We start from the raw sequence: 16,123 nt of genomic DNA, 5'->3' as shown, positions 1-16,123 counted from the left end.
TATTTAAAGAATTGTTTTCTACTTTGTTTAACGTGTTACCTTCTGATGAAACATTTGAATTTATGATTAATATTATGAATTCTGGATTGATGGCTTGCGAAATTTTGAATGCACGTGAGAATTTTACAAAAAATAAGATATATCTAACTGAAATGATAGAGACTTATTTTATAAATGTAATGAAAAAAGATGATGAAAGGAGTTAAATTTATGGATCTATTAAAAAAATACATTAAGAGAAATAAAGCACCATATTTTATTTCTGTCTTGTTTGCAATACTTGGAGTAATTTCAAATCTTTTTGTATATATTATTCTAAGTAAGATGATTATATCATTAATTGATGGTAGCCAAGATTTTTATTACTATATAAATAAAATTTTCTTGATACTTTCATGTCTTATAATCAAAGAAGTGTTTATGTTTTTGTCAACAATGATTTCTCATAAAACAGCCTATAAAATAATACGAGATATAAGAAAAAGCCTTATGGAAAAATTATTTAATATGCCATTAGGAGATATATTGAATGAATCTACTGGTAAGTTAAAAGACATAATTGTAAATCAAGTCGATAATACTGAAACAACATTGGCTCATATGATACCTGAGATGACAGCTAATTTAATCGGACCTATAATATTATTTGTTTACATGTTAATTTTAGATTATAGATTAAGTTTAATATCTTTAATTCCATTAGTTATTGGTGGATTTTTTATGACAGGGCCGATGAAAAGAATGAAGGTAAAGTTTCCACAAGCAGTTAAAATTGGCCAAGATATGAATAATTCCGTGGTTGAATATATAAATGGAATAGAGGTTATTAAAACATTTAATCAAGGCGAAAAATCTTATAGAAAATACAGGGACAATGTGTATAAAAAGGCAAATTACTATTATGATTGGATGGGAGAAAATACAAGAGACTATGCGATAAGTATGTCTATTGCTCCAGTTGGTATTTTGACAATTATACCATTTGGTTTATATTTCTGTATGAATGGTTCACTAGATGGTGGTGTATTTTTAACATTGATAATCCTTTCTTTTGGGACTATCCAAAATATTATGAGAGTAATGACTTTTGAAGATGATATTGGAAGAATGTCAACTATTTTCGAAGAGATTAAAAATATACTTTCTGCGAGAGAATTATCTCATAAAAATGAAAATTTGGATATAAAAAATTATAATATAGAGATAAAAAACGTAGATTTTTCTTATGAAAAAGATAAGCAAGTCCTAAACAATATAAATATAAATATAGAAGAAGGAAGTGTGAATGCTTTAGTAGGCGAATCGGGTTCGGGAAAGTCGACTATTGCAAAACTAATTTCAGGATTTTGGGATGTAGATAGTGGTTCTATAAGTATAGGAAATGTAAATATTAAAGATATGTCCCTTGAAAAGTTATCTACTGTTATTTCCTATGTAGCACAAGATAATTTTCTTTTTGATATGTCAATTAAAGATAACATCAGAATAGGAAATAAAAATGCTAGTGATGAGGAAATAATTGAAGTATGTAAGAAAGCAGCCTGCCATGATTTTATAATGAAGTTGTCAGATGGATATGATACAAGAGTAGGAGAAGCTGGTAAACATTTGTCTGGAGGAGAAAGGCAAAGAATATCAATTGCAAGAGCTATGATAAAGAATGCTCCAATAGTTATTTTAGACGAGGCTACCTCTTATATCGATCCTGAAAATGAAGCCTTGATTCAAGATGCAATATCAGAGCTTGTCAAAGGGAAAACTCTAATTATAATTGCCCATCGTTTAAAGACAATAACAGATGTAGATAATATATTTGTAATTAAAAATGGAGAACTTGCATGTAAAGGAAGTCATGAAGAGCTTTTGAAGGAATCAAAAGATTATCACAATCTTTGGGAAACTGCCTTGAAAGGAGAAGAAAATGCTTAGTGTTTTTAAAAAAATATGGAATTTTTCTATTGAAGAACAAGTGTATCTAAAAAAATCAATCTTTGCTAATTTTTTCGATTCTATTTTTAATGCTCTACAATTTGCAGCCATTTATTATGCGATTTTTGGGATAGTAAACAAGGATATAAGCTTTAAAACAATAGGAATATCAAGTTTATTTTTATTAATTAGTATAGCCGGAGTAATTATTTCAAAAAATTCCTCTATGCTCAAACAAACACATGCCGGATATTTTATGGCTGGACACAAGAGAATTGAATTAGGTGAAAAAATAAAAAAAGTTCCCATGGGATTCTTCTCAAGTTTAAGTTTAGGAAATTTAACAACTATTGCGACTACTAACTTAGATAATGTAGAGACTTGGGTTCCAACTTTGTGTATTATGGTTTTCGGTGGCATGCTTAATGCTATTGTTTTTATCTTATCCTTATTTTTGTTTTCTTATAAGGTAGGTATTGTAGCAATAGTTGGTTCTATTGTATTTTTAATGATCATTGCTCGTATGCAAAAAAGGTCAAGTAAAAATGCAGATAAGATTCATGAGATTCAGGTATCACTTACCAAAGAAGTCTTATCAACATTGCAAGGAATGCAAATTATAAAATCATATAATCTACGAGGAAGTAATAATAAAAAACTTGACAAGAGCTTTGATAGTGCTAGTGAATATTCTTTTGATTTAGAAAAAACTATAATGCCATATAGTTTATTAGCTAAAATCATAATAGCTATAACAATTTGTTTGATGTTGTTTATTTCAATAAAATTATATTTTGTTGAAAATGGTCAAATAGTCAATACTATTATGATACTTATAGCAAGTTTTGTAATATTTGATGGGCTTATAACATCTGGCTCTGCTATGGCTATGCTAAGAATGGTTGAGAATGCAATAGATTCTTATTCTTATGTAAATGATATGGAAGATATGAAAGAAGGAAGTATTACAGAGCCAATAAAAAATCATGATATTGTATTTAAAAATGTCAGCTTTTCTTATGATGATAGACAAATTTTAAAAAATGTATCAGCAGAGATAAAAGAAAATACTATGACTGCCATTGTCGGACCATCTGGATCTGGTAAAACAACATTTTGTAATCTAATAGCAAGATTTTGGGATGTAAATTCTGGAGAAATTTTAATAGGTGGAAAGAATATTAAGGACTATAAGATAGAAAACCTTATGAATTCAATTTCCATGGTATTTCAAGATGTATATCTATTTGAGGATACAATTGAAAACAATATAAAATTTGGAAAACAAAATGCGAGCCATGAAGAAGTAGTTCAAGCTGCTAAAAAAGCAAGGTGTCATGAATTTATAGAAGCTTTACCAGATGGATATAACACTATCATTGGGGAAGGTGGAGCAAGTCTATCTGGTGGAGAAAAACAAAGAATCTCCATAGCCAGAGCCATGCTAAAAGACGCGGACATCATAATCTTTGATGAAGCAACAGCAAATATAGACCCGGAAAATGAAGATAAGCTTAAAGAAGCAATAGAATCATTAACAAAAAATAAGACAGTAATAATGATTGCTCATAGACTAAAGACAATTAGAAATGCTGACCAGATTTTAGTCTTAAAAGATGGAGAAATAGTAGAACGTGGTAATCATGAAGAACTGATTAAAAATAATGGACTTTATTCTGACCTTATAAATGCAAAAACTAAGGCGGAATCATGGAAATTAAATAATTGATAGGAAGAAATATTTAAAGTCTCTGAACATGAAAAATATTTAGAGCAGGTGGACAAGAAAAACCACTTGCTCTTTTTTTCGTTCCTAAATCAATATGGGAATTTTGAAGATAATCTAGAAGATAAAAATGTTGATGTAGAAAAAGTTGTAGCTACACCAATGATGATTGAAGCATAAAAAATGTATCAACCATTACCCTTTAAACAGGATTTAGGTTGATACACAAAATTATTTACAGACCCTGTTATTGTGTAATTAAGACTATAAGCGTTAAGAGTGTTATTTATAGTAAATAAAATTATACCATACTCAGAATATAATTTCAGGGCACTATTGACAAAAGTATAAGAAAATGATAATCTTTATTAAAGAACGAGTGTCGGTCAATAGGTGGTGAGGTTTTGGCAAAGAGAAATGTAAAAGATCCAGAAGAAAGAAAACAGGAGCTTATAAACATAGCATCCAGACTTTTTGAAAAGTATGGGTATGAGAAAGTTTCTGTTAGAGATATTCTCGCAGAAGTTAATGGAGCGCCGGGAATGTTTTATTATTATTTCAAATCAAAAGAAGATATTTTCTTGGAGTGTATGGAAACTTACTTTGATGAAAAATTAAAAAATAAGTTAGGTATCCTTCAAAACAAGGAAATAGATTACGAAGAAAGAATAAAAATTCTAAGAGAACTTATAGTAAAAGATATCGGTCAGTTCACGACTAGATATAATTTTTCAAAAGAGAATTCAATTACAGATAACTCGTACAGGCTATGGGAATTGATTCATTACATTGGAAAATTTATAGATGTCTATTCAGAGTTTATAATTGAAGGAATTGAAAATAAAAAAATAGAAAATAATATGGGAATAAACAGAGAAAATGTGAGAAGTTTTGCAGCTTTTATTTTATACGGAGCTGTTGGAACAATATATAATGACTATATTATTAAGGGAGAAAACAAAACAAATTCAAGTGAAGCCTTTGGAATAATAAGCGAACTATTTCAAAGACCTCAGTAGAGAAAAATAAAATATAAGTATTTTACAAGGGAAACATCAACGGTGTTTTCCTTGTATTAGTTTTAAGGTAAATGAACGAACTCGTTCGGTAAGGAGGCATGTTTTAGATGAAAAAGAAGAAATCAATCAAAGATATTATTTCCTATAGTGAAATAAAAAAAGGACAACTTGTAGGAGGAATATTATTTGTTAGTATTGGGATGCTATTAAGTATTTGTCCAATTTTGGTGATATACAAAGTCATAAAATCTCTATTTTTATATGGAAAATTAGAACAAAGTACAATACAGTTCTGCATCTATGGACTTGCAGCAGTGGTATTGTCATATTGCTTAACTTACATTGGCGGTATTTTATGCCATAAGTTTTCATATGTTTTAATAGCTAACTTAAAAAAGAAGATATTATTTCATATTGGGAATCTTCCTTTAGGATTTTTTACCGGAGACAACAAGTCAAAAATAAGACAAGTATTAGGATCGGACATGAATCAAATTGAGGGATATTTTTCTCATCAATTACCAAATTTAATTTCAACTTTAGCACTAATTTTAGCAATGATAATTGTTATGTTAAAGATAAATTTAATATTAGGTCTTACGACTTTGTTAATTATATTTGTTGGTTTAGGAATTCAGATTGCAATCATGACAAAGATTATAAAGTCGGGTGGACTTGAGAAGAACTTTGCGATTTTGGATCAAATTAATTCAGCAACTACTGAATACGTTAAAGGTATGCCGGAAGTGAAAATATTTGGAACAGGAGCAAAATCATTTAAAACTTTTTCAAAGTCAGTAGGAGAATATAGAGACTTTACAAGTTCGATGACATCAATGATAAGACCGGGATTTGTTTCATTTAGAATGTTTATTTTATCTGTTGCTACATTCATAGTTCCAGTAGGAATACTTTTAATGTCACGAAATAATAACTTGGATTTTGCTACAGTTTTTATTTTCTATTTGATTCTTGCACCTGCCATTAGCGTACCTGCATTAAAACTTAGAGATTTTGCAGAAGGAATGAATTTACTAAATGAAGTTGTTTTGAGAATTTACGAAATTATAGATCAAAAAGAATTGGCAATTGAAGATAGTGAGGAAGAGATAAAAGGTCATAATCTTGAATTCGAGAATGTAAGCTTTTCTTATGGAGATGAAGAGGTTTTAAAGAATATAAGCTTCTGTGCTAAACAAGGAGAAGTTACAGCATTAGTTGGCTATTCGGGAGCAGGTAAATCTACCATTGGAACGCTAATACCCAGATTTTACGATCCTTCAGAAGGCTCTATTAAAATTGGTGGAGTTAATATAAAAAATATTCCGATGAACGCCTTAATGGAGAGGATAGCATTCGTTTTTCAAGACAGTGATCTTATCACAGATACAGTCTTCAATAATGTTGCTATGGCAAAGACAGGTTCTACAAAAGAGGATGTCATAAAAGCATGTAAAAAAGCAAGATGTCATGATTTTATTGTAAAACTTCCTGATGGGTATGACACTGTTTTGGGTAAAGGGACTTATTTATCTGGAGGAGAGAAACAACGTATTGCTGTAGCAAGAGCGATTTTAAAGGATGCACCTATATTAGTATTAGACGAGGCAACAAGTTTTGCTGATTCTGAAAATGAATATCTTATGCAGGAAGCTTTGTCTGAATTGGTTAAAGATAAGACAGTTATCATGATTGCTCATAGGTTAAATACCATAGAGCATGCAAATCAAATTTTAGTAATATCTGATGGAAAAATTGCAGAAAGAGGTAAGCATGAAGATTTAATCGTTGCAGATGGAATATATAAGCGACTATTTGATATTTATAAGAAGACAAATATTTGGCAAATGGATATAGAAGGGAGTGAGAATGAATGATAAGAAATATTACTTTAGGAAAGATGAATAATACAAGAAAATCAATTATATTAAATATTTTAGCATCTATTTCCAACCTTATACCATTTATTGCTTTGGCGAAAATTGTAGAAACACTATTTTTAAATAGAGGTGCAGATAGTATAGATACGAGCCTTTTATGGAAGTATTTTGGGATAATGGCAGTATTTTTCTTAATAACATTCTTATTGGAAAATTTAGCCACAAAATATACCTATGAACTTGGATACAAGACAAGTGCAGATGGAAGAATAGAGCTAGCAGACCACATAAGAAAACTGCCAATAGGTTATATTTCAGGGAAAAGTTCAGCAGAGATCTTAGATACATTAATGAATGATTTTTTCAAAGTTGAAACGGCAGTAACGCATCAATTACCTCAATTTTTCAGTGGTATATGTGTAGCGGTTCTTTGCTCAATATTATTTTTGATAATTAATGTAAAAATGGGAATAGCAACTCTTATTGGACTACCTATTTCTGTTCTACTTCTTACACTAATGCAAAACTTTCAGAAAAAAATTTATTTGAAAACAAAGAAAATTAGGATAAAAGAGGAAGAAGATATAAACGAATATTTGGATGCTATTAAGACTCTAAAAGCTTATAACAGCTTAGATGATACATTAACAAAGCTTCAAGAAGATATAGATAACTCGAGAGACGAAAATATTAAGAGTGAGAAAGGAGTTGGTTCATTAACTACCATAGCAAGTATGATTTTAAGAATAGGACTTCCTTTGATGAGTTTAGCGGGTTCCTATTTGTTTATAAATGGATCTTTGGAAATTGATACATTTTTAATGTTCTTATTTGTAGGCACAAGGATTTTTGATCCCTTGGAGCTTGCACTTGTAAATTATACAGGTCTACAAATGGCATCAGTTTCAGGAGGGAGAATCATTAACTTACTTAAGGCTAAACCTATGTCAGGAAATTCCGATGTAAACGAAAGCAACAAAATTGAAATCCACGATGTTTCATTTTCTTACAAGGAATCTAAGGTTATTGATAATGTTTCATTAGACATTAATGAAAATGAATTAACTGCTTTTGTTGGTTACTCTGGCTCTGGGAAATCTACACTAATTAAATTAATTTCCAGATTTTATGATCCTAACGAAGGGACAATTAAAATTGGTGGAGTAGATTTGCTAACAGCCGACCCTGATAAATTAATGGATAAATTTTCTGTTGTTTTTCAAGATGTGTATCTTTTTAAAGACACAATTTATAACAACATAAAATTTGGAAATGAAGATGCAAGTAAAGATGAAATCATGAATGCTGCAAAAATGGCAGGAGCTTATGACTTTATAGTCAAAAAAGATGATGGATTTGACACTATGATTGGACAAGGAGGAGCGACTCTGTCTGGAGGTGAGAAACAAAGAATATCAATAGCGAGAGCAATATTAAAAAATGCACCAATAATACTACTTGATGAAGCAACATCATCCCTTGATCCTGAAAATGAACTTATTATACAAGAAGCAATATCAAATTTAATTAAAAATAAAACAGTTGTGGTTGTAGCTCATAAATTAAGGAGCGTAATGGGAGCTGATAAAATTGTTGTTTTAAACAAAGGAAAGGTAGAGGAAGTTGGGAAGCATGAAGAACTTATTAAAAATGAAGGACTATATAAAGACTTATGGAATTATCAAGAAAAGTCTAAAGAATGGAAGATTGTACATTAACAATCAATTTTAAAGGAGGAAACTTATGAAAACACAAAAGAAATCATCAAAAAACGCAGTTACAGCCGGTGTTTTAATTGCACTTTACTTTGTAACATATGCAGTCATTGGGGCAATATCTATGCCAGTCCCTGTTTTATTTTTACTAATGCCTATGCTTGTAGCACTACTTGCTGCACCAACCTATCATATGCTTCTTGCAAAGACAAAGTCAGCTACTGCTATTGTAATCGCAGCTATCTTACCAAGTATTTTATTAGTTGCAACTGGACATATTCCAATTGCACCATTAGTGGCAGTGCCTGCCGGAATAATTGCCATGTTCATAGCAAAAGGTGGGAATTATACAGACTTTAAGAAAAATACAATTAGTCATATGTTTTTTTCTCTAAACTTATTTGGAGGATTTTTACCAATTTGGGTTATGAGAGAAGCATTTTTTGAAAGTGTAATAAAAGGTGGCTTAGATCAAAGCTTTTGTAACACAGTAAGAGCATGGACACCAATATGGATGTTACCAGTTATGATTATCGGAACATTTATATTCTCTTTGATTGGTTCATATTTTACAAAGAAAATACTAAATAAAAAGTTGGAATCAGCAGGAGTTTTATAATGGAAAATTCAAAGTTTGTTCTGGGGTCAAAATATGACCTCAGAACAAAACTTATCTTGCTTATAGGTGCAAATATTTTAATTTTTTTAGGGTTTGATTGGATCTATCAAAGCCTTATTACATTATTTTTCCTTGTCATTATTATTAGCGATGGTTATAAAAAATCCACTATAAGGTATATTTTATTTTTTGTAATAAGTGTAGTATTGGAAAAATCTTTAGCCTATTTTAGTATGAATTTTCTTTTGAATTTAATTTTATTTATCTTGGCAATTGGAAGAAAATTTCTGCCATGTATTATCGTGGGTAAATGGATTTTAAATTCAACATCTGTTTCCAGTGCAGTGGCAACTTTACAAAAATTAAAACTTTCAAAAGACTCGCTCATAATGATTTCTGTAATATTTAGATGTTTGCCTACTATTAAAGACGAATGGAGTCATATAAATATGGCAATGAAAACTCGAGGAATTAATTTTAACTTAATCAATTTAACAAGAAGACCAACATTAATTATGGAATATTTTTTTGTGCCATTGTTCGTAAGTGTGATAGAAATTGGGGATGAGCTCTCTCAATCAGCCATTATAAGGGGACTCGATGCTCCTGTTAACAAAACAAGTAGACACCTAATTAAGTTTAGAAAAAATGATATTGGTGTTCTAATTCTTATGATTTTAATTTTATCAATAGTAATATTTATGAAAGTATCAGGGTGGGACTTATGATTGAAATTAGAGAATTAAGTTTTAAGTATAAGGGAGGATCTGATTACTCATTAAAAGATATAAATTTGAAAATCAAAAAAGGGGAATGCATTCTTCTGTGTGGTAGGAGCGGTTGCGGAAAGTCGACTCTATTAAAGCTTATGAACGGTATAATACCTGAGTTTTATGATGGGGACATTTATGGAAGTGTTATGGTAAATGGTATGAATACATTTACTACACCAATTTATAAATTATCTAAGGATGTAGGTTCAGTTTTTCAAAATCCTAAAACACAATTTTATACAACAAACACTACAGATGAGATTGCTTTTGGTTTAGAAAATTACGGAATAGAAAGAGAAGTAATTAACAAAAGGATTGAAGAAGTCGAAAAAGAGCTTCATCTTGAAAACTTGATGAATAAAAATATATTCAATCTTTCTGGAGGAGAAAAGCAGAAGATTGCTATAGCAAGCATTTACGCATTAAACCCTGAGATATTTATTCTTGATGAACCATCTTCAAGCTTAGACATAAAGTCAATGAAAGAACTATCGCTTACAATAAAAAAGCTTAAATCTTTAGGAAAAACTATTATTATTGCAGAACACAGGTTGTGGTATTTAAAAGACATTGTTGATAGAGCAATATACTTAGAGGATGGAAAAATCATCAGAGAATATAGTATGGACGAAATTGAAAATCTAAGTGAAGATGAACGAATGAGAACAGGACTTAGGCATTCTGATTATAAAGCTATTGAAAGATTTGATGATTATGAAACTTCAAATAAAGGGACTTTATTAGAGTTAAAAAATCTAATATTCAAAAGAAATACCAAAATAATTTTGTCCATTGAGGATCTTAAATTTTTTTATGGGAATATTATTGGAATTGTTGGAGAAAATGGAATTGGGAAGTCTACATTAGCAAAAATTATATGTGGCTTAAACAAGGAAAATAAAGGTAAAATTTTAAAAGATGATGAGAATTTAAATATAAAAAGTAGGCTAAATGAGAGCCTGCTTATTATGCAGGAAGTGAACTGTCAGTTATTCACGGACAGCGTTAAAGATGAAATAGTATTAACATCAAATATTAAAGATGATAATGCTTTAGATACTTGGTTAAAAGATATGGAGTTGAAAAATATCAGTGATAGGAATCCTCACACCTTGTCAGGAGGACAAAAACAGAGAGTAATTATCTTATCCGCTTTACTATACGACAAGAAAATTCTATTTTTCGATGAACCAACCAGTGGATTGGACTATAGAAATATGAAAATAGTAGCTAAAAACATAAAGAAAGTAAAGGAAGAAGATAAGTTGATTTTAATAATATCCCATGATGTTGAGTTTTTAGAGTCAGTTTGTGATAAAGTGATTGATTTCACGTATTTATGAAAATGCATATATTAGTAAATTACAAGAGGGACATATGATAAAAACGCAAGAAAAACGAGAAGTTGTGAATAGTATTTTTTATAATATTCCATAAAATAAATTTTATAATATTTTTTCTCTTAAGAGGATTTATGCATAATAGCATAAGTCCTCATTTTTTATGTTCAAATTAATCATTAAAACTCAAAAATACTATAAAAAAATAAAAATTCTGGTTACCAAAGAGGGCAAATTTCACTATATAAAGTGAGGGGTATTTTGTCATCTTTCTATAAAAATCAAAATACTTTGAAATGTGAATATTCTTGAAATTGATTATGTGAGATTAGCATATTTCAAATTTAATTCACTTATCAAGGTAAAAAATTAACTCATATAGGAGGTTAAAATGCAAGCAATAAAGATTTATAGTATGAGAGTTGCTATGTTATGTAGGCTTTATGATCTTAAATTAATTAATGATAAGGAATATATAAAAATAAAAAATAGAATAGAAAATGATTATAAGAAGAGAGATAGAAAGTAGTTAATCTTGTGATATAATAACACTGTAGAAAGATACAAAATGGGAAGGAGGTAAAATGAATACTAAAGTAAAATTAATAAAAGCTTCAAATACAGGAGCAAGAAATAGAAATGCACTACATTTAGATTTAAAACGAGTTGCAGCATATTGTAGAGTAAGTACAGATAGTAAAGACCAACTTGAATCATATAAATCGCAAGTTGATTATTACACAAATCTAATAAAAAATAATAAGAATTGGACTTTGGCTGGTATATATGCAGATGAAGCAACAACGGGAACAACTGCTACTAAAAGAGTAGATTTCATGAGGCTAATTAGTGATTGTCAAAATGGAGATATAGACATGATAATTACTAAATCTATATCAAGATTTGCTAGAAATACATTAGATACCTTAAAATATGTAAGACTATTAAAGGAAAACAATGTTGGTGTAGTATTTGAAGAAGAAAATATAGATACTTTGACAATGGATGGAGAGTTACTATTAACAATATTAAGTTCAGTAGCTCAACAAGAAGTAGAAAATACCTCAGCCCATGTAAAAAAAGGACTGAAAATGAAAATGGAAAAGGGGGAGCTTATTGGCTTTCAAGGTTGCCTTGGATACGACTATGACCCTATAACAAAAAGTATCTCTATAAATGAAGAAGAAGCTAAGATTGTCAGATACATCTTTAAAAGATATTTAGAGGGTAATGGTGGTTCGGTCATTGGTAGGGAACTAGAAGAACAAGGATATCTCACCCCTAGAGGTAAAACAAAATGGTCTGATACTACAGTGTTAGGAATAATTAAAAATGAAAAGTATATTGGAGATATACTAATGGGAAAGACCTTCACAGTTGATCCCATAACAAAAAGAAGACTAGCAAACTTTGGTGAATCTGATAAATATCACATTGAAAATCATCACGAGCCAATTATATCAAGAGAAGACTTTGAAAAAGCACAAGAGATTAGACTCAGGAGAGCACAAAATAGAAACACTATTGCTAACAAGGATAGAAAAAGAGAAAAACTATCAAGACAATACGCTTTTTCAAGTATGCTTGAATGTGGATTTTGTGGTGAAATACTTTCAAGAAGAACATGGCACACTAGTTCAATTTATAAAAAAATTAACTGGCAATGTGTAAAGTCAACTAAAAAAGGTAAAAAATATTGTCCTCATTCAAAAGGAATACAAGAAGCAGCAATAGAAAAAGCATTTGTTGAAAGCTATAGGCAATTATGCCATGCAGATTCAACAGTAATAGATGACTTTTTAAAAATTGTTGAAGAAGAAATAAATGATAATACTTTAGTCAAGGATTTGAAAAAGATAGAAAATCAATTAAATAGAATCATTAGTCAAGAAAGAAAGTTAGTTGATCTTCATTTAGAAGATAGTATAGACGAAGAAGTTTATGCTAAAAAGTATAAAAAACTTACAAAACAAAAAGAAGAATTACTTGATGAAAAGAAAACACTGGAACTAACAATAAAAGATGAAAATTCTATTAAAGAAAGACTAAAGCAATTTAAAAAGGTCTTAGAAAATAGAGAAATTATAGAGGAATTTAATAGACCAGTATTTGAAAGCATAGTTGATAAAGTCGTAGTGGGTAGAATTGATAAAGACGGAACAGTTCATCCTTATGACTTAACATTCTATTTCAAAACAGGAATTAAAGATAGTCAAAATTCTAATGATTACAAAGATAAAAGAAAAAACGCCAAAGACAATTATATTGATAAATTGTGCTCCTACAAGAATGACGAGGATAAAAAATTATGTTCCCAAGCAAAAGACAATGCATGTTGAGACGGTAGCTCTGTTGTCCAAACTAAATACAGAACATCATTTAGATATAGAAATAGGGGAAGATGAATTATCTGAAATTGACTTTTCAAAAGACGCAACTTATGGAGAAATTAAAAAGTATGTGTTAGATAAATACGGACTAAAAGTTTCAAGCCTATATATTGCACAAATAAAAAGGAAACATGGTATAATAGAGAGAAAAAATTATAATTTTAGTAAGAAAGAAAATCAAAGAGTGCCAAATTGCCCAGAAGAAAAAGAAAAAGCAATCGAAGATGCTTTAGAGCATTTTGGAATGATTTAAATAATATCTAAGATTGAAAATTTTAAAATTAAGACTTAAAAACTTTAAGATTAAAAAGATATGTACTTCTTATATAACCTAAGAAGATTAATTGAAAATCAGGGGAACGATGATGGTAAAATAAAAAATTTTAACAACTAAAGAAGAATTAGGCATTATTGCCAAAGAGGTTTTTATGAAGTTAAAAATACTGAAAAAGACTTGTTAGAATTGAAAATTTTAGATCATTGTGCAGGGTTTCGTGTCATAATAGTGATAGAGGCAAATAGTTATGCAAATATAAAGAGTTCAAGACTTCTACCAAAGTTTAAAACTCAAAAAATAAATAGTTGGTGTGCTGCTTAGAGTAACCATTTTGATAATGTGGATGCGAAACAAAAAGAGATAATCAGACTTCGTAAAAAATTGAAACAGGTTGAAATGGAGAATGATATTTTAAAGCAAGCTGCACTACTGTTAGGCAAAAAATAGACCTCATTATCTCGAACCGAGATAAATATAGCATTAGTGCAATGTGTAGACTACTTGGGGTCACAAGAAGTTTAGTCTATTATCATTTGAACAAAGAAAAAGATGTGAAATTAGATGAAGATGAAAAACTAATAGAAGAAATAAAAGAAATATTCAGAAGAAGTAGAAACAACTATGGAACACGCAAAATAAAAAAAGAACTAGGGAAAATTGGATATAAAATATCGAGAAGAAAAATAGGCCGAATAATGAAGAAAAATGGCCTAGTCTCAAACTATACAGTAGCACAATATAAAGTAATAAGATCCAAATGCAACGAAGAAGACATCCCTAACCTTTTAAATAGATAATTTGACAATAGAGACTATTTAGAAGCAATAGTAAGCGACCTAACATATGTAAGAGTAGGAAAAACATGGAATTATATATGTTTAATAATAGACTTAAACAGCCGTGAAATAATAGGATACTCATCAGGTAAAAACAAAGATGCAAATCTAGTAGCAGAAGCATTTTACTCAATAAGGCAGCCACTAAATCGTATAAAAATATTTCACACAGACAGAGGAAGAGAATTTAAAAATATAAAAATAGAAGAAATATTAAAGGTATTTGGGATAAAAAGATCGCTAAGTAAAAAAGGAAGCCCATATGATAACGCAGTAAGCGAAGCAGTCAATAAAGTAATGAAGACAGAATTCATATATCAGGAGAACTTTACTAATTTCCAAGAACTTAATCTAAAATTAGCAGAATACGTATATTGGTATAATAACCTAAGAATTCATGGATCTTTAGGATATAAAACACCAGTAGAATATAGAAAAGCAGAATAAAAAGCTCTGGAAGTTTCATAAATTAAATAAAATATATGAACAGACTGTCAAGGGCAAATTTCAACGAAATTTTGGCGAAGCCTTTACCCTTGATTGTCTGAGAATATATTTTATAATCTAAAGAAACTTTCAAGCTTGATAATGTTCGGTTATAAATTGTCTAAAAAAGGGTTGCCATTCCATGTATTTGGGTTCATTAGAAGAATGCCGAGCAATGGGTAACATGACGCTGATGTGTTTATACACAAAAAAGCTACATGTGCGTTGGCTGACAACAGGGAGCTAAGTAAATTAACACCAGCTAAAATGTTTGACGCTATTAATAAATGACAAGTATATGAAATTGGTTTTACCTAGTTTAAAAAAGAAATTATAATGAAAATATGGAGGCTAAGAATATGAAGATTAATAATGAATGTTGTTGTGGATGCAAAACAGAAAAGCCGGATCAAATTAAAGACAATTGTCCTGTATGTAATAATGAAGGGATTTCCGTTAGTAAAGTAACTGTTGAACATCTAGTGGTAGATGATTATCGTAATGCTGTTAACGGAGATCAATATAAGATTTGCATGAACGAGGACTGCGATGTTGTTTACTATAACTTAGATAATGAAATAAAATTCTTGAAAGACCAAGTTAGAGTTCCTATCTGGTTTAAGAAAGATGCAGATCCTAAGTATGCTTGTTATTGTAGCGAAGTCACAGAAAATCAGGTAATTGAAGCAGTTGTAAAGCATGGCGCGAAATCCGTAAAAGAAGTAAATGCCATCACTGGGGCAATGAAAAATTGTAATTGTAAAGAAAACAATCCGTTGGGAGTTTGTTGTCATAAGATTATTCAGGAAGCTATCGATAAAGGCTTGAAAATGAAATAAGGATATGTGAAAAAGTTGGATATGTGAAAAGTTTTGGAATATGTGAAAAGTTTTGTGTATCAGCTCCTCCTGATAGGTTGTGAGCTGATATTTTTTTATCCATTTTTATAATTAAATTTATTCGGACTATATATGCACATATACACTAAAACTCATATAAAAAAATTAACTGTAAAAAATTACTTTAATCACAATAATCGAGACTGTGAAATAGTTTGTGTATAGAATCCTCCTGATATAATAGTAATCAGGAGGATTTTAAAATGCCAAGAAAAAGACCAGAAACAAGACTCA

At 29.8% G+C, this 16,123-nt stretch carries 12 protein-coding genes and 3 pseudogenes; all 15 read left to right on the top strand.

Features of this window, described 5'->3' with window-relative positions; all coding sequences use genetic code 11:
• Positions 1-206: pseudogene (locus tag DES33_RS08700) on the top strand (TetR/AcrR family transcriptional regulator); the annotation flags it as partial.
• 4 nt (positions 207-210) lie between these two features.
• A complete protein-coding gene (locus tag DES33_RS08695) occupies positions 211-1,929 on the top strand; it encodes an ABC transporter ATP-binding protein (RefSeq protein WP_036755840.1) in 1,719 nt (572 codons plus the stop codon).
• Entirely contained in the window at positions 1,922-3,658 is a 1,737-nt protein-coding gene (locus tag DES33_RS08690) for an ABC transporter ATP-binding protein (RefSeq protein ID WP_110058732.1), read from the top strand. Before DES33_RS08695 ends, DES33_RS08690 begins: the two co-directional genes overlap by 8 nt.
• Positions 3,659-3,667: 9 nt before the next feature.
• Positions 3,668-3,832 (top strand): annotated as a pseudogene (locus DES33_RS09860) (sigma-70 family RNA polymerase sigma factor); the annotation flags it as partial.
• Between the two features lie 227 nt (positions 3,833-4,059).
• Entirely contained in the window at positions 4,060-4,674 is a 615-nt protein-coding gene (locus DES33_RS08685) for a TetR/AcrR family transcriptional regulator (protein ID WP_110058731.1), read from the top strand.
• Between the two features lie 107 nt (positions 4,675-4,781).
• Positions 4,782-6,551 carry an ABC transporter ATP-binding protein gene (locus tag DES33_RS08680; protein ID WP_110058730.1) on the top strand — a complete coding sequence of 590 codons (1,770 nt, stop codon included), beginning with the start codon at positions 4,782-4,784 and terminating at the stop codon, positions 6,549-6,551.
• Positions 6,548-8,272 (top strand): ABC transporter ATP-binding protein, encoded by a 1,725-nt coding sequence (locus DES33_RS08675; protein ID WP_110058729.1) that lies wholly within the window; start codon positions 6,548-6,550, stop codon positions 8,270-8,272. The genes DES33_RS08680 and DES33_RS08675 overlap by 4 nt, the downstream gene beginning before the upstream one ends.
• 25 nt (positions 8,273-8,297) lie before the next feature.
• Entirely contained in the window at positions 8,298-8,888 is a 591-nt protein-coding gene (locus DES33_RS08670; protein WP_002836898.1) for an MptD family putative ECF transporter S component, read from the top strand.
• Positions 8,888-9,616, top strand: coding sequence for an energy-coupling factor transporter transmembrane component T (locus DES33_RS08665; RefSeq protein WP_002836981.1), 729 nt, complete (start codon positions 8,888-8,890; stop codon positions 9,614-9,616). Before DES33_RS08670 ends, DES33_RS08665 begins: the two co-directional genes overlap by 1 nt.
• Positions 9,613-11,004, top strand: a complete 1,392-nt coding sequence (locus tag DES33_RS08660) for an ABC transporter ATP-binding protein (RefSeq protein WP_110058728.1) — start codon at positions 9,613-9,615, stop codon at positions 11,002-11,004. The genes DES33_RS08665 and DES33_RS08660 overlap by 4 nt, the downstream gene beginning before the upstream one ends.
• A 388-nt stretch (positions 11,005-11,392) precedes the next feature.
• Positions 11,393-11,530: a hypothetical protein gene (locus DES33_RS09655; protein ID WP_170111632.1), complete on the top strand. Its 138-nt coding sequence runs from the start codon at positions 11,393-11,395 to the stop codon at positions 11,528-11,530.
• A gap of 55 nt (positions 11,531-11,585) precedes the next feature.
• Positions 11,586-13,340, top strand: coding sequence for a recombinase family protein (locus DES33_RS08655; protein WP_110058727.1), 1,755 nt, complete (start codon positions 11,586-11,588; stop codon positions 13,338-13,340).
• 13 nt (positions 13,341-13,353) lie between these two features.
• The gene (locus tag DES33_RS08650; RefSeq protein WP_110058733.1) at positions 13,354-13,644 is read left to right on the top strand and encodes an RNA methyltransferase; all 291 of its coding nucleotides are present in this window, start codon (positions 13,354-13,356) and stop codon (positions 13,642-13,644) included.
• A gap of 357 nt (positions 13,645-14,001) precedes the next feature.
• Positions 14,002-14,951: pseudogene (locus tag DES33_RS09855) on the top strand (IS3 family transposase); the annotation flags it as partial.
• Between the two features lie 398 nt (positions 14,952-15,349).
• Positions 15,350-15,829: a Csac_0668 family 2Fe-2S cluster-binding (seleno)protein gene (locus DES33_RS08635; protein ID WP_110058726.1), complete on the top strand. Its 480-nt coding sequence runs from the start codon at positions 15,350-15,352 to the stop codon at positions 15,827-15,829.
• Positions 15,830-16,123 lie beyond the last annotated feature (294 nt).

Source organism: Finegoldia magna, assembly GCF_003182075.1.
GTDB classification, from domain to species: domain Bacteria; phylum Bacillota; class Clostridia; order Tissierellales; family Peptoniphilaceae; genus Finegoldia; species Finegoldia magna.
This window is presented reverse-complemented; position numbering and strand designations above follow the sequence as displayed.